Annotated in this window: 20 protein-coding genes and 2 tRNA genes; 12 read left to right on the top strand and 10 right to left on the bottom strand. The window is 71.6% G+C overall.

Annotated elements, in window-relative coordinates:
* Positions 1-81 precede the first annotated feature (81 nt).
* From F6X51_RS03990 to F6X51_RS03975, 4 genes are all read right to left on the bottom strand, one after another.
* Complete coding sequence (locus tag F6X51_RS03990) at positions 82-339, bottom strand: hypothetical protein (RefSeq protein ID WP_150961933.1); 258 nt, start codon at positions 337-339, stop codon at positions 82-84.
* A 162-nt stretch (positions 340-501) separates the two neighbouring features.
* On the bottom strand, positions 502-1,917 hold the full coding sequence (locus F6X51_RS03985) for an FAD-binding oxidoreductase (protein WP_191970020.1): 1,416 nt from the start codon (positions 1,915-1,917) through the stop codon (positions 502-504).
* A 129-nt stretch (positions 1,918-2,046) separates the two neighbouring features.
* Positions 2,047-2,538, bottom strand: coding sequence for a low affinity iron permease family protein (locus tag F6X51_RS03980; RefSeq protein ID WP_191970006.1), 492 nt, complete (start codon positions 2,536-2,538; stop codon positions 2,047-2,049).
* Positions 2,539-2,752: 214 nt separating this feature from the next.
* Positions 2,753-2,830, bottom strand: a tRNA-Pro gene (locus tag F6X51_RS03975).
* Between the two features lie 256 nt (positions 2,831-3,086).
* Between F6X51_RS03975 and F6X51_RS03970 the strand changes: the two genes are divergently transcribed.
* The 5 genes from F6X51_RS03970 to F6X51_RS03950 all read left to right on the top strand — a co-directional run bounded on the left by F6X51_RS03970 (position 3,087) and on the right by F6X51_RS03950 (position 10,864).
* The gene (locus F6X51_RS03970) at positions 3,087-4,379 is read left to right on the top strand and encodes a glycosyltransferase family 4 protein (protein WP_150961930.1); all 1,293 of its coding nucleotides are present in this window, start codon (positions 3,087-3,089) and stop codon (positions 4,377-4,379) included.
* 387 nt (positions 4,380-4,766) lie between these two features.
* Positions 4,767-5,087 (top strand): rhodanese-like domain-containing protein, encoded by a 321-nt coding sequence (locus tag F6X51_RS03965; protein ID WP_150961929.1) that lies wholly within the window; start codon positions 4,767-4,769, stop codon positions 5,085-5,087.
* Positions 5,088-5,232: 145 nt separating this feature from the next.
* On the top strand, positions 5,233-6,387 hold the full coding sequence (locus F6X51_RS03960; protein WP_150961928.1) for an efflux RND transporter periplasmic adaptor subunit: 1,155 nt from the start codon (positions 5,233-5,235) through the stop codon (positions 6,385-6,387).
* A 206-nt stretch (positions 6,388-6,593) separates the two neighbouring features.
* Positions 6,594-9,809 (top strand): efflux RND transporter permease subunit, encoded by a 3,216-nt coding sequence (locus F6X51_RS03955; RefSeq protein WP_150961927.1) that lies wholly within the window; start codon positions 6,594-6,596, stop codon positions 9,807-9,809.
* 191 nt (positions 9,810-10,000) lie between these two features.
* Entirely contained in the window at positions 10,001-10,864 is an 864-nt protein-coding gene (locus tag F6X51_RS03950) for an MBL fold metallo-hydrolase (RefSeq protein ID WP_150961926.1), read from the top strand.
* Positions 10,865-10,971: 107 nt separating this feature from the next.
* Here the strand turns inward: F6X51_RS03950 and F6X51_RS03945 are convergent, their stop codons facing one another.
* Complete coding sequence (locus F6X51_RS03945) at positions 10,972-12,000, bottom strand: PAS domain-containing protein (RefSeq protein WP_150961925.1); 1,029 nt, start codon at positions 11,998-12,000, stop codon at positions 10,972-10,974.
* Positions 12,001-12,450: 450 nt separating this feature from the next.
* Complete coding sequence (locus F6X51_RS03940) at positions 12,451-13,158, bottom strand: glutathione S-transferase N-terminal domain-containing protein (protein WP_150961924.1); 708 nt, start codon at positions 13,156-13,158, stop codon at positions 12,451-12,453.
* A gap of 195 nt (positions 13,159-13,353) precedes the next feature.
* Here F6X51_RS03940 and F6X51_RS03935 point away from each other — a divergent pair, with 195 nt between their 5' ends.
* The 4 genes from F6X51_RS03935 to F6X51_RS03920 all read left to right on the top strand — a co-directional run bounded on the left by F6X51_RS03935 (position 13,354) and on the right by F6X51_RS03920 (position 16,077).
* The gene (locus tag F6X51_RS03935; protein ID WP_150961923.1) at positions 13,354-14,253 is read left to right on the top strand and encodes an alpha/beta hydrolase fold domain-containing protein; all 900 of its coding nucleotides are present in this window, start codon (positions 13,354-13,356) and stop codon (positions 14,251-14,253) included.
* Positions 14,250-15,647: an MFS transporter gene (locus F6X51_RS03930; RefSeq protein WP_150961922.1), complete on the top strand. Its 1,398-nt coding sequence runs from the start codon at positions 14,250-14,252 to the stop codon at positions 15,645-15,647. The genes F6X51_RS03935 and F6X51_RS03930 overlap by 4 nt, the downstream gene beginning before the upstream one ends.
* A gap of 14 nt (positions 15,648-15,661) precedes the next feature.
* A tRNA-Pro gene (locus F6X51_RS03925) sits at positions 15,662-15,738 on the top strand.
* 27 nt (positions 15,739-15,765) lie between these two features.
* Positions 15,766-16,077: an ETC complex I subunit gene (locus tag F6X51_RS03920; RefSeq protein WP_150961921.1), complete on the top strand. Its 312-nt coding sequence runs from the start codon at positions 15,766-15,768 to the stop codon at positions 16,075-16,077.
* A 61-nt stretch (positions 16,078-16,138) separates the two neighbouring features.
* Here F6X51_RS03920 and F6X51_RS03915 read toward each other — a convergent pair whose 3' ends face one another.
* Genes F6X51_RS03915 through F6X51_RS03905 form a run of 3 tightly spaced genes read right to left on the bottom strand, consistent with a single transcriptional unit; the run spans position 16,139 to position 18,542 of the window.
* On the bottom strand, positions 16,139-16,603 hold the full coding sequence (locus F6X51_RS03915; protein ID WP_150961920.1) for a nucleoside deaminase: 465 nt from the start codon (positions 16,601-16,603) through the stop codon (positions 16,139-16,141).
* Between the two features lie 55 nt (positions 16,604-16,658).
* On the bottom strand, positions 16,659-17,726 hold the full coding sequence (locus F6X51_RS03910) for a spore photoproduct lyase family protein (protein WP_150961919.1): 1,068 nt from the start codon (positions 17,724-17,726) through the stop codon (positions 16,659-16,661).
* Positions 17,727-17,783: 57 nt separating this feature from the next.
* Positions 17,784-18,542 carry an SHOCT domain-containing protein gene (locus F6X51_RS03905; RefSeq protein WP_150961918.1) on the bottom strand — a complete coding sequence of 253 codons (759 nt, stop codon included), beginning with the start codon at positions 18,540-18,542 and terminating at the stop codon, positions 17,784-17,786.
* 419 nt (positions 18,543-18,961) lie between these two features.
* Between F6X51_RS03905 and glgX the strand changes: the two genes are divergently transcribed.
* The 3 genes from glgX to F6X51_RS03890 all read left to right on the top strand — a co-directional run bounded on the left by glgX (position 18,962) and on the right by F6X51_RS03890 (position 23,783).
* The gene (gene glgX, locus F6X51_RS03900) at positions 18,962-21,241 is read left to right on the top strand and encodes a glycogen debranching protein GlgX (protein ID WP_150961917.1); all 2,280 of its coding nucleotides are present in this window, start codon (positions 18,962-18,964) and stop codon (positions 21,239-21,241) included.
* Between the two features lie 128 nt (positions 21,242-21,369).
* Positions 21,370-21,750, top strand: coding sequence for a response regulator (locus F6X51_RS03895; protein WP_150961916.1), 381 nt, complete (start codon positions 21,370-21,372; stop codon positions 21,748-21,750).
* Between the two features lie 59 nt (positions 21,751-21,809).
* A complete protein-coding gene (locus F6X51_RS03890; RefSeq protein WP_150961915.1) occupies positions 21,810-23,783 on the top strand; it encodes an AI-2E family transporter in 1,974 nt (657 codons plus the stop codon).
* Here the strand turns inward: F6X51_RS03890 and F6X51_RS27695 are convergent.
* Entirely contained in the window at positions 23,780-24,055 is a 276-nt protein-coding gene (locus F6X51_RS27695; protein WP_191970005.1) for a hypothetical protein, read from the bottom strand. The two genes, F6X51_RS03890 and F6X51_RS27695, sit on opposite strands and share 4 nt — an antisense overlap.
* Positions 24,056-24,103 lie beyond the last annotated feature (48 nt).

Genomic DNA, 24,103 nt, shown 5'->3' with positions numbered 1-24,103 from the left:
GCAAATGTTTCGTCGCACAGGCTCGTTGGTTTCGTGGTGCCGCGCCGCACATCGGCGCGCGGGGCGGCCCCTCGGCGGCGCCTACGGCCCGTAACGGCGGCCGGTCTCGGCGTAGACGTGGCGCTCGGCCTTGCTGACGATGCTGGCGGGGTCGTGCCCGCGCAGCCGGGCCAGGAGCAGCAGGTCGGTGATGAGATCGACGATGTCGCACTCGGCGATGTCGTCCCCGGCCCGGACGGAGGGCCAGCGGCGCAACGTGGCATGGGCTTGCGTGTGGGCCCGGGCGTGACTCGCAAGGGCCTTCCGGGCGAACTCGGCGCGGCGGGCTTCGGTGGGCATGGCGGCAGATCCCGTGGCAGCGTGACCCCGGGCCGTCCGGCCGCGATGCGAGCGCGGGCCGGTTCGGCCTCGTCTCCTGACCGGATCAACGGGGGCCCGGGGCCGGCGGTTCGCCGCCTGGGTCCGCCCCGGGCCGCCGCGTGCGCTAGCGCGCCGGCCGGATCAGGCCTCCAGGACCTTGCCGGGGTTCATGATCGCCTGCGGATCGAGGGTTCGCTTCAGGGCGCGCATCAGCGCGAGGGCGTCCGGACCGTGCTCCTCCTCCATGAATCGGATCTTCTTCTGGCCGATGCCGTGCTCGCCGCTGCAGGTGCCGTCGAGGGCGAGCGCCCGGCGCACCAGCCGGTCGATCAGGGCGGTGCCCCGCGCCACCTCGTCCGGCGCGTCGGGGTCGACGAGGAGGAGGCAGTGGAAGTTGCCGTCGCCCACATGCCCGACGATCGGGGCGACGAGGCCGCTCTCCACGATGTCGGCCTTCGAGGCCTCGACGCATTCGGCGAGACGCGAGATCGGCACGCAGACGTCGGTGGAGATCGCCTTCGCGCCCGGCCGCAGGCTCAGGGCGGCCCAGTAGGCGTCGTGGCGCGCCTGCCAGAGGCGGCTGCGCTCCTCGGCCTGTGTGGCCCAGGCGAAGGGCCCGCCGCCCTGCTCGGCCGCGATCTCGCCGAAGCGCTCGGCCTGCTCGCGCACCGAGGCGTCGGTGCCGTGGAACTCGCAGAGGAGCAGCGGGGTCTCGGGAAGGTCGAGCTTCGCGTAGGCGTTGCAGGCCCGCACCTGAACCTCGTCGAGAAGCTCGATCCGGGCGATCGGCAGCCCGGACTGGATCGTCAGGATGGTGGCGTCGCAGGCCGAGCCGATGCTCGGGAACGGGCAGATGCCCGCCGAGATCGCCTCCGGGATGCCGCTGAGGCGCAGGGTCAGCTCGGTGATGATCCCGAGGGTGCCCTCGGAGCCGACGAGGAGCCGGGTCAGGTCGTAGCCGGCGGAGCTCTTGCGGGCGCGGCTGCCGGTGCGGATCAGCGTGCCGTCGGGCATCACGGCGGTCAGCGCCAGCACGCTGTCGCGCATGGTGCCGTAGCGGACCGCGTTGGTGCCGGAGGCCCGCGTCGCCGCCATGCCGCCGAGCGAGGCGTCGGCGCCGGGATCGATCGGGAAGAACAAACCCTGGTCGCGCAGATGCGCGTTCAGCGCCTTGCGGGTGACGCCGGCCTCGACCACGCAATCGAGGTCCTCCGCGTGCACCGCGAGGATGCGGTTCAGCCCCGAGAGGTCGATCGAGATCCCGCCGTAGGGCGCGTTGACGTGGCCCTCGAGGGACGAGCCCGTCCCGAAGGCGATGACGGGCATCCCGTGCTCGGCGCAGATGCGCACCACCGCCTGCACCTCCGCGGTGCTGTGGGGAAACACCACCGCGTCCGGGGGCTGGTTCGGCACCCAGGTGAGGGTGCTGGCATGCTGCTCGCGCAGGGCGAGGCCCGTCGACACCCGCGCGCCGAACCGCGCCACGAGGGCCGCCAGCGCCCGCCCGAGGGTCTCGGGGTCGGGCCGCTGGCGAGATGCGGGCGTGATCGCGTGCATGTTCGCGTGCATGGCATCCTCTGCGTGCCGTGGGGCCGCCCTGCCGGAGCTGCCGGGACGGAGCTGCCGGGACCGGCCTGCCCAGGCCGATACCGGAAGGGCCCGCGCGGGACAAACCGCGGGGAGCCGCTATTCCGGATAGGAGGGCATGCCGGCGGCGTCCTGCGCCGCCGCGCGGGCCTTGCGGTCGGCCTCCACCTCGGCCGCGTTGGCGGCCTCCTGGGCCGCCTGCTGAGCGGCGTCCTGCCGGCTCGACCGCGCCCGGCTGGCGCAGCGGTCCCGCAGGTCCCGCAGCTCCTCCTCGGTCAGGGACTCGATGCCGATGTAGCGGTTGTGCGCCGCGCTCGCGCGGATCAGCTCGTCGAGCTTGGCCTGGATCGCCGCCCCGTCCCGGTTCTGCGTATTCTGGATCAGGAACACCATCAGGAAGGTCACGATGGTGGTGCCGGTGTTGATGATCAGCTGCCAGGTGTCGGAATAGTGGAAGAAGGGCCCGCTCACCGCCCAGGCCAGGATGACCACGAGGCAGAGCGCGAAGGCGCTCGGCCGCCCCGCCGCGTGCGCGACCGAGGAGGCGAATGCGGTGAATACCCGGGCGCGCGTCAGAATGCTCCGCGTCATGGATGCCTTTCCGATGAGCCTCCGCGCGGCGCGGCATCCCTCGGGCCGCTCCGCCAGGACCATCCGATCGAACCCCCAGCCGCAGAGTAACGGCGCGGGAGCGAAGACCGATCCCGCGGGGCATGCGGCGGCTTGTGGACAGGCAGGGGGCCAGAACAGAAAAAAGCGACCCGAGGGCCGCTTCGCGCCTCGCGCTGCCGATGCAGGCGAGGAATGGTCGGAGCGAGAGGATTCGAACCTCCGACCCCTAGTCCCCCAGACTAGTGCGCTAACCGGGCTGCGCTACGCTCCGACGCCCCAAAGGGCCTGCGCGTCTTAGCTTTCCGGTCTGGGCTGCGCAACCCCCATCCTGATGCCGGACCGGCGCCGGTGCCGGCATGGCTGGCCCTCGGCGCGCCGGGACGTTAACCGGGCGCAGCAGCCGGCGCCGCGCCGGTCTCCGGCCGGCTCCCGCTCGCCCGGGATCCCGCCCCGCAAGTCCTGTCCCACAAGTCCTGCTCCGCAAGTCCCGCCCCGCAAGTCCAGCCTGCCGCGCCGCCTGGAGGATCATGCCCGAGACCGCGATTGCCTTCGATCTCACCCGCCTCATCACCCGCCTGCGCCACGCCAGCCCCTCGGGGATCGACCGGGTCGACCTCGCCTATGCGCGCCACGTCCTCGCCGGGGCGGGTCCGCGCTTCGGGCTGGTCTCCACCGGGCTCGGCCCCCGCATCCTCGACCGGGAAACCTCCGAGGCGATCGTCGCGGCGGTCGCGGCGGGCTGGGTCGAGGATATCGCCGCGGAGGCGGATCCCGTCTATCTCCGGCTCGCGGCCCGGCTGGCGGGGCGGCCGGATCCGGGGGCTGCGGCGCGGCCGGCGGCGTCCGGCCCCTGGGGGCGCCGGCGGGTCCAGGCCGAGACCGCGGGCCGCACCCTGCGGGGGACGGGGGTCGCGGCGCTGCCGCCCGGCACGCTCTACGTCCACACCTCGCACCTGCGCCTCGACCGGCCGGAGCGGTTCGACTGGCTCTACGACCGGCCGGACATCCGCCCGGTCTTCTTCGTCCACGACCTGATCCCGATCACCCACCCGGAATACGGGCGCCCCGGCGAGGCCGGGCGGCACGCGGAGCGGATGCGCACCATCGCGCGCCACGCCCACCGCATCATCGTCAACTCGGGCGATGTGGGCGATCAGGTCTCGCGCCACATCGCTTGGCTCGGGCTTGCGCCAAAGCCCGTCACGGTGGCCCATCTCGGGGTCGAGCCGGTGTTCCGCCCCGAGGGGCCGGGCTTCGCCCCCGAACGCCCGACCTTCCTGGTCTGCGGCACGATCGAGCCGCGCAAGAACCACCTGCTGCTGCTCCAGGCCTGGCGGGCGATGGCCGAGCGCCGGGCGGGTGACGGGGCGTCCAGCCGGGTCCTGCCCCGCCTCGTCCTCGTCGGGCGCCGGGGCTGGGAGGCGGAGAACATCGTCGACATGCTGGAGCGCTGCGCGGCGATCCGCGAGCCCGTGATCGAGGTCTCGGGGCTGTCGACCCCCGGGCTCGCCGCCCTGATGCGCAGCGCCACCGCCCTGCTGATGCCCTCCTTCACGGAGGGCTACGGATTGCCGGTGGTGGAGGCCGCCGCCAGCGGCCTGCCCGTGATCGCCTCCGACATCCCGGTCCACCGCGAGATCGGCGAGGGCTTCGCGGAGTTCCTCGATCCCCTCGACGGCCCCGGCTGGATCCGGGCCGTCGAGGATCTCGGCGCGCCGGGCTCGGCGCGGCGGGCCACCCTCGCGGCGCGCCTCGACGGCTATGCCGGCCCGAGCTGGGCCGCCCATTTCGCTCAGGCCGAGGAGGCGCTGCAGGGGTGAGCGGCGTCGTGGGCCCGCGGATGGCCGCGCCCGCACGGAGGGTCGTGGCCGCCAGCAGGGCGATGCGGAAGCCGGCGCCGGCGGCGTCCCGGTTGCCACGCTGACGACTGACGAATATGAAAAAGCGTCAGCCCGCGCTTCGGCCGCGGCGATTCCGACGCTTGCCTGCCTGTCACTCCGCCGCCGGGCGCCTCGCCCGGCGGTCATCGCGCCGGTCGGGGATCCCTGCCGGCGACCGATGCCGGCGGACGATCCGCGGGGCGGGTCGGTCCGCGGAACGCGCCGCGGCCTGTCGCCTGCGACCCCGCGCGTCGGGTATGGAGTTGCGCCGGGCGGCGCGGAACGGCCCGCCGCGGCGGGGCCGCGAGGGTCAGGAAAGGGGAGCGTATGAAGGTTGTGGATCTGGACCGGGACGCGATCAAGCGCGGCCTGGCGGACGGCACGCTGCTCGTCATCGACGTGCGCGAGCCCCACGAATTCGAGGCCGGCCACATCCCGGGCTCGGTCACGCACCCGCTCTCGAGCTTCGACACCGCGGCGCTCGCGGCCCTGGTGGCGGAGGACGGGCGCCGGCCGGTCTTCTCCTGCGCGGCGGGCGTGCGCTCGCTGCACGCCCTGTCGGCGGCGCAGAATGCGGGCCTGCCGATCGAGGCGCATTACCGGGGCGGCTTCAAGGACTGGTACGGCTCCGGTGAACCGGTCGCGTAGCTCCGGGCCGGGCCCGTTCCGTCGCCCCGTTCCGGTTTCAACCGGGAATCATCCGGCTCCGGCCGTTCGTTCCGCAGGATTGTGCGGAAACGCACCCCATGACGGGCGCCGAGCTTCTACGGCGCAAGGCGCAGGGAAAACCAACATGCGCAAGCGGCTCACAAGCCTTCTGAATCGACTCGGCTTCACCGCGGGCCTGCTGGGCCTCGGCCTCGCGGCCGGCCCGGCCCTGGCCCAGGCCCCCGGCGGCCCGCCCCCGACCGTGTCGGTGGCCAAGCCCGTGGTGCGCGAGATCGTCGAGCGCGACGCCTATACGGGCCGGTTCGACCCGGTGGAGTTCGTCGAGGTCCGGGCCCGGGTGACGGGCTACCTCGACAAGATCGCCTTCCAGGACGGCGCCACGGTGAAGAAGGGCGACCTGCTCTTCGTGATCGACCGGCGGCCCTACAAGGCGGCCCTCGACCAGGCCACCGCGACCCTGACCTCCGCCAAGGCGCGCCTGAACTTCACCCAGACCGATCTCGACCGCGCCCAGACCCTGAGCCGCTCGGGCAACATCTCCGAGCAGGTCACCGACCAGCGCCGGCAGGCCTCGCAGACCGCGCAGGCCGACGTCGACAACGCCGAGGCGGCCCTGCGCCAGGCCCAGCTCAACTACGACTTCACCGAGGTGCGCTCGCCGATCAACGGCCGCATCAGCCGGCGCCTCGTCACCGAGGGCAACATCGTCATCACCGACCAGACCCTCCTGACCACGATCGTCTCCCTCGACCCGATCTATTTCGGCTTCACGGTCGATGAGCGCTCCTTCCTGAAGTACCAGGGCTCGCTCGGCATCGGCATGGGCCAGACCCAGCAGGGCAAGGGCGTGCCGATCCTGATCGCGCTCACGGGCGAGGAGAAGCCGACCCGCAAGGGCTCCCTCGACTTCGTGGACAACCGCGTCGACAACCAGACCGGCACGGTGCTCCTGCGCGCCACGGTGGAGAACCAGGACGGCTTCATCAAGCCGGGCCTGTTCGGCATCGTCTCGCTGCCGGCGACGAAGCCCTACCAGGGCATCCTGCTCCCCGACGACGCGGTCACGGCCAACCAGGACAAGCGCATCGTCTACGTGATCGCCGAGGACGGCACCGCCGCCGCCCGGGAGATCAAGCTCGGCCCGAAGGTCGACGGCTACCGGGTCATCCGCGAGGGATTGAAGGGCGACGAGACCGTCGTCATCAACGGGCTGACCCGCGTGCGCCCCGGCGCCAAGGTGACGGCCGAGATGAAGACGCTGCCGCCGAGCCGAAGCTGAGCCGGGCCCGCCCCGGCGCGGCCGGACCCGGGACGGCCCAGCCGAACCGCTCTACCTGACGCGGCGCTCCCGGGGGCGGGGTCTCCGCGACAGGCTCGAACCGATGACCGTCGCGCCCGGGGCCACGAGGCCCCGGGCGCCGCGCCGCAGACGACGCAAGCCGCCCACCGCCTCCAGGGGTGCCGGGTGGCGAGAGGTTTGGACCGATGCGCTTTGCCCACTTCTTCGTCGACCGGCCGATCTTCGCCTCGGTCACGTCGATCATCTTCCTGCTCCTCGGCTTCGTCGCCTACGAGGCGCTGCCGGTCTCGCAATATCCCGAGATCGTGCCGCCGACCGTGACCGTGCGCGCCTCCTTCCCGGGCGCCAACGCCGAGACCGTGGCGGCCACCATCGCGACGCCGATCGAGCAGGAGGTCAACGGCGTCGACAACATGCTCTACATGACGTCACTGTCGACCAACGACGGCAACATGCTGCTGACGGTGACCTTCAAGGTCGGCACCAACCTCGATATCGCTAACGTCCTCGTGCAGAACCGGCTCTCGGTGGCGCAGCCGCGCCTGCCGCCGGACGTGCGCAACCTCGGCGTCACGGTGCGCAAGGCCTCGCCCGACCTGATGCTGGTGGTGCACCTGCTCTCGCCGAAGCGGACCTACGACCAGAACTACCTCGCCAACTACATCTACCTGAACATCCGCGACGAGATGCTGCGCCTCGACGGCGTCGGCGACATCTCTATCTTCGGCGGCAACGAGTACGCCGAGCGCATCTGGCTCGACCCGAACAAGCTCGCGGCCTACGGGCTGACGACCACCGACATCACCACCGCCCTGCAGGAGCAGAACGTGCAGGTGGCGGCTGGCGCCCTCGGGGCCCCGCCCGCGCCCTCCTCGAACGCCTTCCAGCTCGTGGTGCAGTCGCAGGGGCGCTTCCAGACGCCGGAGGAATTCGCCGAGGTCATCGTCAAGGCCGCGGACGGGCGCCTCGTGCGCATCAAGGACGTGGCCCGCGTCGAGATGGGCCAGAAGGACTACACCACCAACTCCTTCCTGAACGACACGCCCGCCGTCGGCATCGGCGTGTTCCAGCGCCCGGGCACCAACGCCCTCGACGCCGCCACGCAGGTGCGCGCCACGATCGACCGGCTGAAGAAGAACTTCCCGCCGGACGTCGAGTACCGCATCGCCTACAACCCGACCGAGTTCATCGAGGAATCGATCCAGGAGGTCTACAAGACCCTGTTCGAGGCGGTGGCCCTCGTGGTCATCGTGGTGCTGGTGTTCCTGCAGAGCTGGCGCACGGCCCTGATCCCCGTGATCGCGATCCCGGTCTCGCTCGTGGGCACCTTCGCGGCGATGGCGGCCTTCGGCTTCTCGCTGAACAACCTGACCTTGTTCGGGCTCGTGCTCGCCATCGGCATCGTGGTCGACGACGCCATCGTGGTGGTGGAGAACGTCGAGCGCAACATGGAGCAGGGGCTCTCGCCGGGCGAGGCCGCGCACAAGACCATGGACGAGGTCGGCGGCGCGGTGGTGGCGATCGCGCTGGTGCTCTCGGCGGTGTTCATCCCGACCGCCTTCATCCCGGGCATCTCGGGCCAGTTCTACAAGCAGTTCGCCCTGACCATCGCGGCCTCGACCATCATCTCGATGTTCAACTCGCTGACGCTGTCGCCGGCGCTGTGCAAGCTGCTGCTGAAGCCCCACCACGCCCGCAAGAAGCCGAAATTCTTCCTCGCCCGCTTCGTCGCCTGGCTGGCGAGCCTGTTCAACCGCGGCTTCGACGCGCTCTCGCACGGCTACGCCCGGGTGATCGGGGCGCTGACCGGCTACGTGGTCGGGCTGCTCGTCATGATGGTGCTCTACGCGGGCATCATCGCGGCGACGCTCCACCTCGCGCAGACGACCCCCACGGGCTTCATCCCGGACCAGGACCAGGGCTACCTGATCGGCGTGGTGCAGCTGCCCTCGGGCGCCTCCCTCGACCGCACCACGGACGCGGTGAACCGGGCCGCGGCCGAGGCCCGCAAGATCGACGGCGTCACGAACACCGTCATCATCGCGGGCTTCGACGGCGCCACCTTCACCAACACGACGAACTCGGGCGTCATGTTCATCACCCTGGCCAACGCCAAGGAGCGGGCCGCGCAGGGCCGCACCGCGGCGGTGATCACGGGCGACGTGCTCAAGGCGACCGCCAGCATCCAGGAGGCGCGGGTCATCGTGATCCCGCCCCCGCCCGTGCGCGGCCTCGGCAATGGCGGCGGCTTCAAGATGCAGGTGGAGAGCCGGCAATCCTCGGCGATCGGCCCGCTGCTGGCGGCCGCCGGCGACCTGATCGGGCAGGCCAACCAGAGCAACGACGTGCAGCGGGTGTTCACGACCTTCGGCAACGACACGCCGCAGCTCTACCTCGACATCGACCGCACGGTGGCGCGCATGCTCAACGTGCCCCTCGCCAACGTCTTCGCCACGGTGCAGGCCAATCTCGGCGGCGCCTACGTGAACGACTTCAACACGCTGGGCCGGATCTACCAGGTGCGCGTGCAGGCGGACGCGCCGTTCCGGCTCTCGAAGCAGGACATCGAGCAGCTGAAGGTGCGCTCCTCCACCGGCGCCCTGGTGCCGATGGGGACGCTCGCCCAGATCCGCGAGATCACCGGCCCGCAGATCGTGCAGCGCTTCAACCTGTTCTACTCGGTGCCGGTGCAGGGCGTGGCCAAGCCCGGCGTCTCGACGGGCCAGGCGCTGACCGCGATGGAGCAGATCGCCGCCAAGGCCCTGCCGGAGGGCATGGCCTACGACTGGACCGAGATCGCGTTCCAGCAGAAGGCCACCGGCAACACGGCGATCTACGTCTTCGGCCTCGGCGTGCTCCTGGTCTTCCTGGTGCTCGCCGCGCAGTACGAATCCTGGGCGCTGCCGCTCGCGATCCTGCTCGTGGTGCCGACGGGCGTGCTCGCGGCCCTGTTCGGGGTGCAGCTGAGAGGGCAGGACAACAACATCCTGACCCAGATCGGGCTGATCGTGCTCATCGGCCTCGCGGCCAAGAACGCGATCCTGATCGTCGAGTTCGCCCACGACATCGAGCAGACCGAGCGCAAGGGCCCGGTCCAGGCGGCGGTCGAGGCCTGCCGCCTGCGCCTGCGCCCGATCCTGATGACGGCCTTCGCCTTCATCCTCGGCGTGCTGCCCCTCGTCATCGCCACCGGCCCCGGTGCCGAGATGCGCCAGGCGCTCGGCACCGCGGTGTTCTTCGGCATGATCGGCGCGACGGTGTTCGGCCTGTTCCTGACCCCGGTCTTCTACGTCGCCATCCGGCGCGTGCTGATCTGGGTCGCGAAGAAGCGCGGCAACGACCCGTCCGGCCCGACGCCGGACCGGGACGACGTGCCCCACGGCTCGCCCGCCCATTCCTAGGGCGGAGCCTGAAGAAACCCGGCGACGGCCCGCGATCCGTCGCGGATCGAGGCCGGGGAACGGAAGGGCGCGGGTTGCCGTCGCGACGGGGGGCGGCCCGCCCCATCCCGCCGGGACGCAGTCCCGCCGGGATGCAATCCCGCCGGCGGCCTGATACCTGACGCCATCGCCGCCTCAAGGACGAGACGCCCGTGCCCGGTTACCTGCCCTTCGCGGGCGCCCTCGCGCTGCCCGCCTATACCTGCGACAATTGCGGCTTCTGGCAGCGCCATTTCGAGGCGCCGCCGCATTGCCCGATGTGCCTCGACGCGCGCCACGTGGTGCCGCAGGACGGCTGGCGCTTCTGGACCGAGCCGGAGGCGCAGGCGCGGTTCCCCTGCCACTGGCAGGAGCTGGAGCCCGGCATCTGGCGCTTCTGGAACGAGCCGGTCTCCGGCATCGGCCCGAGCGCCTACCTGATCCAGACGCCGGCCGGCAACATGGGCTTCGAGGCCTGCCCGGTCTTCAGCGAGGCCGCGCTCCAGCACATCGCGGGCCTCGGCGGCATGGCGGTCCTCTCCGCCTCGCACCCGCATTCCTACGGCGCCCTGGTGCAGCTTCAGGACCGCTTCGACCCCGAGCTCTGCCTGCCGGCCGCGGACTTCACCTGGAGCGCGGCGCTCCAGGTCTCCTGGCCCTACGACGATGTCCTGGAGCCCCTGCCGGGGTTGGAGCTGCACCGCACCGCCGGGCATTTCGACGGGCACGCCGTCCTGTTCGACCGCTCGCGAAAGATCCTGTTCTGCGGCGACGCGCTGAAATTCGAGCTCGACCCGGAGGATGCCCGCCGCGCGCTCACGATCTCGGCCCACAAGGCCTTCGTGCGCGGGGTGCCGCTGACCACGAACGAGCTGCGCCGCTACCGCGACGTCTTCGCCCGGCTCGACTTCACCCAGACCTGGACGCCCTTCGAGCCCGCGGCCAATTGCGGGCGCGCCGAGGTTCTGGCGCTGATCGACCGGATGCTCGCCACGCGCCCCCACGCCGCGCCGGTGCCCCTCGACAGCCTGCGCTGACGGCCCCGCTCTCCGCGCGATCGAGTTCTGACGCTTGGTGCGCGGACCGATGGTGCGCTCGGGGTCACGAGCCGACAAGATTAAGGGAGCGATGTCGGCCACCAGCCTCAGCGCCGCGCGACCGCGATGCGGTTGCCGTTGAGGAGCAGGGAGCGGATGCCGGCAATGCGCATCGCGGCGATCACCGCGTGGCGCGAGCGGGCGGCCGGGCTCTCGCCATCGTCCTCGAGGCGCCGGACGGTGGAGAAGGAGAGGCCGCTCGCCCGGGCGAGGTCGGACATCGACCAGCCGAGGAGGGCGCGGGCCGCCCGCAGGTGGTGCCCGCGCACGGCCTGCTCCAGGCCCGCCCGGGCCCCGTCCGTGATCGGCAGGCCCGCGGTCTCGGCGGGCTGGGTGATGCTGCTCCACTCCACGATCGACCCCGCCGCGTCGAGGACCGGGACCGTGACGACGACGAAGCGCCGGTTGCCGCCATGCGCCAGGGGCACCAGCGGCGTGGCGATGTGGACCAGCCCGGCGGCCTGCGCCTCGATGCTGAGGCCGCGCCAGTGCTCGCGCTCCCCCGGATGGATCGTCAGGAAGGGGTCGTCCGCCACCGCGTCGGGGGGCAGCCCCGTCAGGGCGAACAGCTCCGGCGGGAAGTGGAACTCGCCCTCGATCGAGTTGGTGAACTGGAAGCCCTGGCTCTGCTCGAACAGGGCCCAGCGCCGGCGCCGCTCCAGGGCCTGCGCCCGCGCGAGATGCGCCGGCTCGGTGATGTCGAGCACCGTGCAGGCGGCGGCGCGCGGGCGGGCCTCCGGGGAGACGTAGACCTCGCCGCGGGTGGACAGGATGCGCACCGACCCGTCCGGGCGGATCACCCGGACCCGGTGGTCGCGCAGGAGCCCGTCCTCCACGATCTCGGACGCGGTCTCGATCACCGCGAGGTCCTCGGGATGCACCCGGTTGCGGAAGGCGTCGTAATCCGGCCGCAGGGCACCGGGGGCAAGCCCGAGGATCCGGTGGAGGCCGAGGGACCAGGTCTGGATGCCGGTGTCGAAGTTCCAGCTCCAGTGGCCGGTGAGCCCGAAGCTCTCCACCAATTGCAGGTAGGCGTGGGACGAGAAGGCGAGCCCCGCGACCGTCACGACGCGCACCCGCGCCGCGCCGGCCGCGCCCGAGGCTCAGCGCGAGATCCTGCGAAGGAGAATGATGACGCTCCGCAATCGTGGCGTCCACTCGCGCGCGCTTGCCGCCGGGTCCCATCGCACCCACGCGCGCAAAGACCGAGATCCATCTCCGTTGTCCCAGCATGAAAGCGGGCCGCGACGGCTCTGATCCTGCGTCACGGCGCCGGGGTCGGGCTTAGCATGCGGGATGATGAAACTTAAGACCTGCGGCGATCATGGAATGTAGCTGTTCATGATCGAGCACAAGGACAGGCAAGAAAAACCTTAAGGTGTGTGCAGTGCAACCTGAGGCGATCGATTGGTCTTGGCGCGACCGCGGCATCCGCGAATTCTGACGCTTTTCTGTCCTTATCCGCCGCATCTCTCGGCCGCCGCGGCCGGCGGGGAGGCCTTCCCGTCCGGGAAGGCCCCGTGCGGTCAACGCTTCGTGTTCGCGGCCGTCTGGCCGAACATCACCTTCTTGGCGTCCTCGCTCATGGTCTTGCCGAAATCCGGGTTGACCTCCGGGGCGCGCGCGTAGGCGGCCCGGGTCCCGGGGCGCTCGGCGATGGCGCCGAGCCAGCGCTTGAGGTGGGGATGCTCGTCGAGGTTCTGGCCCTGCTTCTCCCACGGCACGATCCACGGATAGGCCGCCATGTCGGCGATCGTGTAGTCGGCGCCTGCCACGAAGGCCCGGTCGGCGAGGCGCCGGTCGAGGACGCCGTAGAGCCGGTTGGTCTCGTTGACGTAGCGGTTGATCGCGTAGGGGATCTTCTCGGGGGCGTATTGCGAGAAGTGGTGGTTCTGCCCGAGCATCGGCCCGAGGCCGCCCATCTGCCAGAACAGCCATTGCAGGGTCTCGGCCCGCCCGCGCAGGTCCGCGGGCAGGAAGCGCCCGGTCTTCTCCGCGAGGTAGAGCAGGATCGCGCCGGATTCGAACAGCGAGACCGGGGCGCCGCCGCCGTCCGGCGCGTCGTCGACGATCGCCGGCATGCGGTTGTTCGGGGCGATCGTCAGGAAGTCCGGCTTGAACTGGTCGCCGCTCCCGATGTTGACGGGCCTGATCCGGTAGGGGAGGCCGGCCTCCTCCAGAAACATCGTGACCTTGTGGCCGTTCGGCGTCGGCCAGTAATACAGATCGATCATCGGAACTCCTGAGATAACGTCCGGTGCGGGCCGCCCTCGCGGCGCAGGTGGGACGCAGGCGTACCGAGGTCAAGCGAGCCCTGGCCCAAGCTTGACATCGCCCTCCGCCCTGCGAGCCTGAAGCCCTGGCCCGGATGCTCCGCCGGGGAGCGGCCCCGGATCCGCGCGGCAGCGAAGGGACATCAGGGGAGGAGCATGGCGACTTCCGGGATCGACGCCGTCCGGGCGCGCCTCGCCGCCCGCCCGCGGCCCGCCGACCTCGCGGCGCGGCGCGAGCGCCTCGACAGCCTCGGGGCCGATTACGCGCTTCCCGCCGACGTCTCCGTCGCGCCGGCCGGGATCGGCGACGTGCCGGCGGAATGGACCCGCACCCCCGCCGCCGACCCGGCGCGGGTGCTCCTGTTCCTGCACGGGGGCGGCTACATCTCGGGCTCGCTCGCCAGCCACCGCCACATGGTCGCCGAGGCGGGGCGGCAGGCGGGCGCCCGCACCCTCGCGGTGGCCTACCGGCTCGCCCCCGAGCATCCCTTCCCGGCGGCCCTCGACGACGCCCTCGCGGCCTATCGGGGCCTCCTCGCCCTCGGGATCGCGCCCGGCGCCGTCGCGCTCGCCGGCGAGAGCGCGGGGGGCGGCCTCGCGCTCGCCACCCTCGGGCGCCTGCGCGAGGCCGGGGACCCGCTGCCGGGCTGCCTCTGGTGCAGCTCCCCCTGGGTCGACCTCGCGCTCACGGGCGGGAGCCTGGCGAGCAAGGACGCGGTCGACCCGCTGATCCACCGCGGCTACCTCGCCGAATTGGCGGCCGACTACCTGCAGGGCACCGACCCGCGCGACCCCCGGGTCTCGCCCCTCTACGCCGACCTCGCGGGCTTGCCCCCGACCCTGATCCAGGTCGGCTCCGCCGAGACGCTCCTCGACGATGCGGTGCGGCTCGCCGGCGCGGCCGGGGCCGCCGACGTGGCCGTGACCCTGGAGGTCTGGCCGCACATGATCCACGCCTGGCACCTGTTCCACCCGGAGCTTGCCGAGGGCCGGGCCTCCCTGGCGAGCGCCGGCCGCTTCGTCCGGGCAGCGCTCGACCGGCGCGCCGGCGGATGAGCCCGGGGGGCGCCGGGGCCGGGCGCATCACCGGCGCGGCCTGCCTCGGCATGCTGGCGGTCGGCGCCAACGGCACCGCCATCATGGCGGCCCTGCCGACCATGCGCGGCGACCTCGGCCTCGGGCGAGCGGAGCTCGAATGGGCGGTGAACGCCTACCTGCTGGCCTCGGCGGCCTGCATCATCCTCGGCGGCAAGGCGGCCGACCGGACCGGGGCCCGCCTCGTCGCGGTGGCGGGGCTCCTCCTGTTCGCGCTGGCCTCCGGCGTCATCGCGGCGGCGGACGGGGCGGTGTCGCTCCTGGCCGGCCGCACCCTGCAGGGGCTCGGCGCCGCCTTCGCGGTGCCGGGCAGCCTCGCGGCCGTGAGCGCCGCGGCGGCGGCGGAGCGGCGCAGCGCCGCGATCGGCGCCTGGGCCGGCGCCCTGCTGCTCGGCTTCAGCCTCGGCCCGCTGATCGGCGGCGTGCTCACCCACGCCCTCGGCTGGCGGGCGCTGTTCGGCGCCAATGCCCTGGCGCTCCTCGTCGCCGCCGGCGGGCTCGCGAGCGCCGGCCGCCTCGCCCTGCCGCCCCGGGCATCACTGCTGCACGGCTTCGACGGGGCGGGGTTCCTCTGGCTCGCGGGCGGGATGGTGGCGACGATCTTCGCCCTGCGCGGGCTCGGCGAGGCCCGGCACGCGCCCCTCGGCCTCGTGGCGCCCCTCCTGCTCGCGGGCGCGAGCCTCGCCCTGTTCGCCCGGGCCGAGCGCGCCCGCGCCGACCCCCTGGTGGATCTCCGCCTCCTCGCCCGGCCGGACTTCCTGCGCCCGGCCGGGACGGGAGCGGTCGCGATGTTCTGCATCCTGCCGCTCCTCCTCTACTTCAACCTCGATGCGCAGGACCCGCGCGGGCTCGGGCTCGGCCCGATCGGGGCGGGCCTCGCCCTGCTGCCGCTGAGCGCCGGCCTGTTCGGCCTCGCGCTCCTCGGCCCGCGCCTCGCGGAGCGGCTCGGGCCGCGCCGCCTGATCGGGGGCGCCATGCTGCTGATCGTCGCCGCCTGCGCGGGGCTCGCCGCCGCGTCGGCGGCGCGCTCGCTGCCCGGGCTCGGTCTCGGCCTCCTCCTGATCGGGGCCGGCCTCGCGCTGCCCTACGCGGTCGCGCCCCGCCTCGCGCTGGCCGCGCTCCCGGCCGGGCAGGCCGGGCAGAGCTCGGGCCTCATCAACGCCTGCACCTTCCTGGGCGGCAGCCTCGGGATCACCCTCGGGGGGCTCGCCTACGGCTTGGCCGGGCTGCCGGGGGTGCTCGCGGTCCTGGCCGGCGCCGCGCTGCTCGGCTTCGGCCTCGCCCGGACCCTGCCCGGGCCGGCCCGCGCCCCCGCGGCGCCGACCGCCCTTGCCGGGACGGGGCGGAGTCCCTAGAAACCTTGGCATGTCGGGGTGTAGCGCAGTCTGGTAGCGCACCTGGTTTGGGACCAGGGGGTCGTAGGTTCGAATCCTATCGCCCCGACCAAGATCTCCGGAGCCGTTGAGTCGAACGATGTCGAGCGCGCGCATCTTCCAGCCGTCGAAGGATGCCTCCCAGTCGGGCATGGCCCGCACCAAGCAATGGCTGCTCGAATTCGACCAGACCAGCCCGCGGGAGACCGATCCGCTGATGGGCTGGGTCGGCTCCTCGGACATGCTGCAGCAGGTCCGGCTCGAGTTCGACACCCGCGAGGAGGCCGTGGCCTACGCCCAGCGCGCCGGCATCGCCTACCGGGTCGAGGAGCCGCACAAGCCGGTCGTGCGCAAGGGCCTGTCCTACTCGGACAACTTCAAGTTCAATCGCACCGCACCCTGGACCCACTGATCCGGGCCTGCGGCGCGGAACATCCCCATCGTCCGGTCCGGGCCCGAATCCGGCGGATCGCTCATGATTTGTTCCGCCTGTCGCGGAACGCCGCGTAGGGCGGCGTCATGGCGTCGGGGCGGATCTGGCGCAGGCGCATCGGTTGCTCGTCGAGCGGCTTGCACAATTCCGCGTAGATGCCCGCGGTGAGCATCCCGTAGCTGTCCGCCTCCTCCGCCGCATAGGCGAAATAGCCCTCCCGGACGCCGGAGAGCCGCATCGCCGCGTGGCACATCGGGCAGGGCTGCCCGCTGGCGTAGACGATGCACCCGGCAAGGTCCCGGCTCCCGAGCCGCCGGCTCGCCTCCCGCAGCGCCACCATCTCGGCATGGTCCGTCGGGTCGTTCGTCCGGTGGATCGTGTTGACCGAGCGCGCCAGCACCGTCCCGTCCTTGACGATCACCGCGCCGTAGGGCGAGCCGCCCTCCGCCACGTTGTCCTGCGCCAGCGCGACGGCGTCGCGCAGATGGGCATCATGCTCGCTCATGGGGGCCTCCTGACGGGATCGCGGGGTCAAACGCGCCCGGCCCGGCTCCGGTTCGTCAGAACGCGTAGCGCACCGTGCAATAGGGCATCCGCTCGGCGAGGAGCGCCTGGAACCGGGCGAGCCAGCGCCCCTTCCAGCCGCTGCGGTAGCGCAGGTTCTCGCCACCGCCCTCCGAGCGCTTGGCCTCCTGGATGTCCGGCCGCCACAGCAGCGCCTCGGCCTTCGGATGCCAGCCGAGATTGACCTCGTGCAACGCCGAATTGTGCGTGAGCAGGATGATCTCGCACTTGAGTTGTGCCTTGGCGGCGTCCGAGATCGAATCGTCGATCTGCGCGAACAGGGTCCGCCAATCCGCCTCCCAGCCCTCGTAAAGGATCACGGGCGAGAAATTCACGTGGACCTCGTAGCCGGCGGCCACGAAGTCGTCGATCGCCGCGATGCGCTCGGCGATCGGCGAGGTCCGGACATCGACGATGCGGGCGATGCGCTCGGGCATCAGCGAGAAGCGGATCCGGGTCTTGCCCTCCGGCGCGTAGCCGAGGAGGTCGCGGTTCACCGCCTTGGTGGCGAAGGAGCCCTTGGCGTTCGGGATCTCGCGGAACAGGGCGACGAGGTCGCGCACGTTGTCGCCGATCATCGCGTCGACCGAGAGGTCGCCGTTCTCGCCGATGTCGTAGACGTGGCATTCCGGGTCGATGCTGTCCGGCGCCGGCAGCGGCCCCTGCCGCGCGGCGTGCCGCCGGATCGCGCCGCAGACCGCCTCGACATTGACGAAGAGCGAGATCGGGTTGGCGAAGCCCTTGCGGCGCGGGACGTAGCAATAGGCGCAGGCCATGGCGCAGCCGTTGGAGGTCGAGGGCGCGATGAAATGGGCGCTGCGCCCATTCGGCCGCATCGTCAGCCCCTTCTTCACCCCGAGCACCAGGGTCGAGCGCTTGATCCGCACCCAATCCTCGACGGAGCCGGCATTTCCGTGCAGCGACGGGATGTTCCAGTGCGAGGGCACGGTGATGCGCTCGGCCTCGGGGAAGCGGTCGAGGATCTCCCGCCCGCGCGCGAAATCCGCGACCGCGGGCTCGTGGTAGATCGTCCGGATCTCGATGATGTCGCGGAGGAGGGCCATGCGGATCGGGTGCGGCGCGACTCGATGCGGCCGCCCTCTCCATATGGCGCGCCGGCCTCAGAGGCGGGAGAGGAGCTCCGCCTTCTTCTGCGCGAACTCGGCCTCGGTGAGGATGCCCTTGCCGTGCAGGTCCGCGAGGCGCTCCAGCGTGGCGAGGATTTCGGCCGGGTCGTCGCCCACCCGCGCGGGTCCCGGCGCCGGGCGCGGCTCGGTCGCGGCCGGGGGCTCCGCCGCGGCGGCTGGCGCCGCGGGGGCCGGCTCGGGTGCCGGCCCGTCGACCCGCTTCAGGGCCGCGAGATCGACGTGGCCGTGGACGCTCGAGAAGCGCAGCGTCCCGTTCGATTGCGAGGCTCCGGTGATGTGGTGCTCGCCCGTGTCGTAGAGGGCGAGGCCGCTCGCCGACTCGATGGCGAGACGGCGCGTCTGCGGGAAATAGGCGTAGCGCAGGCCGTTCTGCGCGCCGGTGGTGGCGGGCCAGCCGAGCTCGGCCGGGTACCAGGCATCCGGGGCCGAGGCGGCCGCTGTTGCGTTCCCGCCGTCCCAGCCCGCCCGCGGCAAGGCGCCGGACAACGCGTTGCAGAGGCTCGAGACCCGTGCTTTGAGGTCCGCGTCGAACATCCGCCCGACCATCACCATGCCGCCCGAGAACCACTGGCCCATGCCGCCGAGATCCGGATGATCGAATTGCGCCATCGTGCCGTGCCCCGCTTCGAGGGCGCGCAGCAGGTGGCGCACCGCGTCGACGCTGACCCCGTGTCTCTCCGCGATGACGGCCAAGCCGCCCGACCGCTCGCGCTCGCTGCCCTCGTCGATCATGTGCCGTCTCCGCCCAAAGCCGACCGGAGGCTGGCCCGCAGCCCTCCGGCATCCCGATATCCCGCCGCCGGTCCCGGCACGCAAGAAGCGCGCTCGACACCCCGGTGCATGCCCGATCTCAGCAAGGCCGCTCAGCCGGACTCCGTTCCGGCGAAGGGTTGCGAACATCCCGGCGGATCGTGGCCTCCGGTCCTCGCTCCGCGGGCGTTGGCGCTCGGTTCCGGCGCGGAGCGTTCCAGGTTTCGGCTCACCGCCGGGACCTCGGATCACCGGTTCTGCGCACGCTGCGCTGCAGCGCAAAAATTTTCCGCGCTACGGACCTTCGCCGCGGTCGGGACGTTCACGTTCCGGCTCGGGCACCCCCGTCCGCCGCAGGCGCGGCCCCCACACGCGGCAGGGTGTCTACTACCGGAGTGAACATGGCCGACCAAACCAGAAACGGGGCAAACCTGGGTGCCTCGACCCGCGCCGCGCGGTCGCGGATCCGCGAAGGCTTGCCCTATCCGCGCGGCGCCACCTGGGACGGCCTGGGCGTGAATTTCGCGCTCTTCTCCGCGCATGCCACGAAGGTCGAGCTCTGCCTGTTCGACGATGCCGGCGAGCGCGAGATCGAGCGCATCCAGCTGCCCGAATACACCGACGAGGTCTGGCACGGCTATCTGCCGGACGCGCGTCCCGGCAGCATCTACGGCTACCGCGTGCACGGCCCCTACGAGCCGAAGGCGGGCCACCGGTTCAACCCCAACAAGCTGCTGATCGACCCCTACGCCAAGGGCCTCGTCGGCTCGATCGAGTGGAACCCGGCCCTGTTCGGCTACCAGATGGAGACGGGCGACGACCTGACCTTCGACGAGCGGGACAGCGCCCCCTACACCCGCCGCTCGCGGGTCATCGATCCCGCCTTCACCTGGGGCCGGGACCGCAAGCCCCACGTGCCGTGGGAGAAGACGATCTTCTACGAGGCCCACGTGAAGGGCCTGACCAAGCTCCACCCGATGGTGCCCGAGCGCCTGCGCGGCACCTATGCGGGCCTCGGGAACCCGGCGGTCCTCGACTACATCAAGAGCCTCGGCGTCACCTCGGTCGAACTGCTCCCGGTGCATGCCTTCGTGCAGGACGATTACCTGCAGCAGAAGGATCTGGTGAATTACTGGGGCTACAACACGATCTCGTTCTTCACCCCCGCGCGCCGCTACGCGGCGGTGCCGGACTTCGCCTTCTCCGAGTTCAAGGAGATGGTGGCCCGGATGCACGGCGCCGGCCTCGAGGTCATCCTCGACGTGGTCTATAACCACACCGCCGAGGGCAACGAGAAGGGGCCGACGCTCTCGTTCAAGGGCATCGACAATGCCTCCTATTACCGGCTGCTGCCGGGCCAGGAGCGCTACTACATCAACGATACCGGCACCGGGAACACCTTCAACCTCTCGCACCCGCGCGTGCTGCAACTCGTCACCGACAGCCTGCGCTACTGGGCGACCGAGATGCGGGTCGACGGATTCCGCTTCGATCTCGCCACCATCCTGGGCCGCGAGCCCTACGGCTTCGACGAGGGCGGCGGCTTCCTCGACACCTGCCGGCAAGACCCCGTCCTCAACTCGGTGAAGCTCATCGCCGAGCCCTGGGATTGCGGCCCCGGCGGCTATCAGGTCGGCGGCTTCCCGCCGGGCTGGGCCGAGTGGAACGACCGCTTCCGCGACGACGTCCGCGGCTTCTGGAAGGGCGACGAGGGCCTGCTCCCGTCGCTCGCCTCGCGCATCACCGGCTCGGCCGACAAGTTCAACAAGCGCGGACGCCGCCCCTGGGCCTCGGTGAACTTCCTCACCGCGCATGACGGGTTCACGCTGAACGACACGGTCTCGTACAACGAGAAGCACAACGAGGCGAACGGGGAGGGCAACCGCGACGGCCACTCCCACAACCTGTCCTACAATTTCGGGGTCGAGGGGCCGACGGACGACCCGGAGATCCGGGCGGTGCGCCTGCGCCAGATGCGCAACATGCTGGCGACGCTGTTCCTCTCCCGCGGCACGCCGATGCTGCTCGCGGGCGACGAGTTCGCCCGCACGCAGAACGGCAACAACAACGCCTATTGCCAGGACAACGAGGTCTCCTGGATCGACTGGGAGGCGGTGGGCGCCGAGGAGCGGGACCTCGCCGAGTTCACGCAGCGCCTGATCCTGCTGCGCAACGCCCTGCCGATCCTCACCCGCGGGCGCTTCCTCACGGGTGCGTTCGACGAGGATCTCGGCGTCAAGGACGTGACCTGGCTGCGCCCGGACGGCGGCGAGATGGCGTCGGAGAACTGGAACGAGGGCGGCGCTCGCGCGCTCGCGGTGCTCCTCGACGGCCGGGCTCAGGCGACCGGCATCCATCGCCGGGGGGGCGATGCGACCCTGCTGATCCTCTACAACGCCTATCACGACCTCGTCTCGTTCACGCTGCCGGAATCGGTCGGCGGCACCGCCTGGACGCGTCTCCTCGACACCAACCTGCCCGACAGCCAGGACATCGAGAGCTTCAAGGTCGGCGAGCGCTACGACGTGACCGGCCGCTCGATGCTGATGTTCGTGCTCAAGCCCGAGGAGGCGCCCGGCGAGGCGATCACCGAGATGGAGCGCTCCTACCAGCACGTGATGCAGGCCTTCGACCGGGCGAACATCGAGAACGTCCGCTTCCACCTCGACTCGGAGGAGTGAGGCGCTCCGGGCGACCGGACCGGCGCTTCCGGGACGCCGAGGGATCTGTCACAGGGTTTGCGACGATTGTGCGCCGCCGCGCGTTGGGGAACAATGCGCGGCGGCTCGCGTGAAAGGGGTATCGCGTGATGGCCAAGATCCTGCTTGTCGAGGACCACGAGGAGATCTGGGATTTCCTGTCCCGCCGCCTCAAGCGTCGCGGCTACGACGTCATCCTGGCCCATGACGGCGAGGCGGGCGTGCAGCAGGCCCGGGCAGGCCGGCCCGACGTGATCCTGCTCGACATGAACCTTCCGGTCCTCGACGGCTGGTCCGCCGCCCGCGCGCTGAAATCGGGCACCGACACCCAGCGCATCCCGATCATCGCCCTCACCGCCCACGCCATGTCTGGGGACCGGGACAAGGCCATCCAGGCCGGCTGCGACGATTACCATCCGAAGCCCGTCGATTTCTCGAAGCTGCTCAGTCAGATCAGCGCGGCCCTCGGCGAGGCGGCACCGGCGGCCTGAGGGACCCGCGGGGCCGTTTGGGCGTGGCGACGTGCGTTGTCGAGGGAGAGGCGTAGAGCATGAGCGATGATCCCGTCACGGCCCGCCGACTGAGGCAGGCGCTGCCGGTCTTCGTGGCCCTCGCCTCGTTCCTGCTGGTCGTGGCCGTGATGGCCGCGCTGTATTTCGGCCGCGACATCCTCGTGCCGGTCACGCTGGCGATCCTGCTCAGCTTCGTCCTCGTCCCCGCCGTCCGGATCCTGCGGCGCGTGGGGATGCCGCGCGTCCCCGCCGTCCTGCTCGTGGTGGTGATCGCCTTCGGGGCGCTGGTCGGCATCGGCACCCTGATCGCCAACGAGGCGGCTCAGCTCGCCGCCGACCTGCCGCGCTACCAGATCACCATGCGCGAGAAGGTCACGGCGCTCCGCGGCGCGACGGCGAGCCAGGGCACGTTCTCGCGCATCATCGACATGGTGCAGGACCTCGGTGCCGAGCTTCAGCCCGCCCCGGCCGGCGAGGCGGCCGCCAAGCCCGGCACGCCCGAGCACCCGCTGACGGTGGAGATCAAGGCCGCCAAGGCCGGCGTGATCGAGACCTTCGGCACCTTCGCGGGGCCGATCCTGCATCCGCTGGCGACCACCGGCCTGATCCTGATCTTCACGATCTTCATCCTGCTGCAGCGCGAGGATCTCCGGAACCGGATGATCCGGCTCGCCGGCTCGGGGGACCTGCGCAAGACCACGGCGGCGATCGACGATGCGGCGAGCCGGCTCAGCCGCTTCTTTCTGGCCCAGCTCGCCCTCAACATCGCCTTCGGCATCATCATCGGCGTGGGTCTCTGGCTGATCGGCGTGCCGAGCCCCACCCTGTTCGGCGTGCTCGCGGCGATCCTGCGGTTCGTGCCCTATGTCGGCGCCGCGATCAGCGCGCTTCTGCCCCTCGTCCTCGCCGCCGCGGTCGATCCCGGCTGGAGCATGGTCATCGCGACCGCGGCCCTGTTCCTCGTCGTCGAGCCCATCGCCGGCCACGTGATCGAGCCCCTGCTCTACGGCCACTCGACCGGGATCTCGCCGGTGGCGGTGATCCTCGCGGCGACGATCTGGACCTTCCTGTGGGGGCCGATCGGCCTCGTCCTGGCGACGCCGCTGACGGTCTGCCTCGTGGTGCTCGGCCGCCACGTCGAACGGCTCTGGTACCTCGACGTGATGCTGGGCGATCAGCCGGCGCTGTCGCCGCCCGAGATCTTCTACCAGCGCATGCTCGCCAACGATCCGGCCGAGGCGATCGACCAGGGCCGCGAGTTCCTGCGCGAGCGCGCCCTCGTGACCTATTACGACGAGGTCGCCCTGGCGGGCCTCCTGATGGCGCAGGAGGACCGCTCCCGCGGCACCCTCGACCGCGACCGCCAGGACCAGGTCGGTGCCGCGATCCGCACCGTGGTCACCCGCCTCGGCGAGGCGCGGGTGCGCCGGCGCGTCGGCAAGGGAACGCCGCGGATCGGCAGCACCGAGACGGCGGCGGCCGTCGCGGCGGCGGGCCCCGACCGGCAGGTCGCCGCCATCGTGCTGTCGCGCGAGGACCTCGATCCGGCCTGGCGCGGCAAGGTTCCGGTGCTGTGCGTCTCCAGCCGAGGCCCCTTCGACGAGGCCGCCACCCTGATGCTGAGCCAGATCCTGGGGCGTCACGGCCTCGCCTCGGAGGTGATCTCCCTCGCGGCCCTGCGGGCGGGGGAGCGGCCGGAGCATTCCGATTTCGCCCTGATCTGCTTCTCCTACCTCGAGCCCGTGAGCCTCTCGACGATCCGCTTCACTGTGCGGCAGGCGCGCGCCGCGGTCCCGGGGGTGCGCATCCTCGTGGGGTTCTGGCGCGAGCGCGACCCCGCGACCCTCGACCGGCTGCGCCGCGCCACCTCCGCCGACATCCTGGTGACGTCCCTCAACGACGCGCTGGCGGCCGTCCTCGACGCCTCGCGCCTGCCGGCCGCGCCGCCGGCGCCCGCGCCGGTCCAGGGGCCCGTGCTCCTGCGGGAGCCCGCCGCCGCGGCGCCGGCCTAGTCGCGGGGCGGCATCAGCTTGATGGCGACGCCGTGGCCCTCCTCCTCGAAGATGTGGGCCACGTCCTGAACCTGCCACCGGCCCGGCTCGGCCCCGAAGGCCAGGATCACGCACTCGCCGATGCGGGGCAGGGCCTCCCCGAGGGCGAAGAGGATGGTGCGGCGCACCAGCGAGGCGCCGGCCCCGGCGGGCGCGATGAACACCACGTCGATCCCGGCCACGCGCGCCTCCTCAGGAACCTGCTCGCGCCACTCTGCGATTCTCATGGTCATGGGCGTGGGAATACAACCCAGAGATGCAAAGCCGCGAGCAAACGCGCG

This window comes from Methylobacterium planeticum, assembly GCF_008806345.1.
Lineage (GTDB): Bacteria > Pseudomonadota > Alphaproteobacteria > Rhizobiales > Beijerinckiaceae > Methylobacterium > Methylobacterium planeticum.
This window is presented reverse-complemented; position numbering and strand designations above follow the sequence as displayed.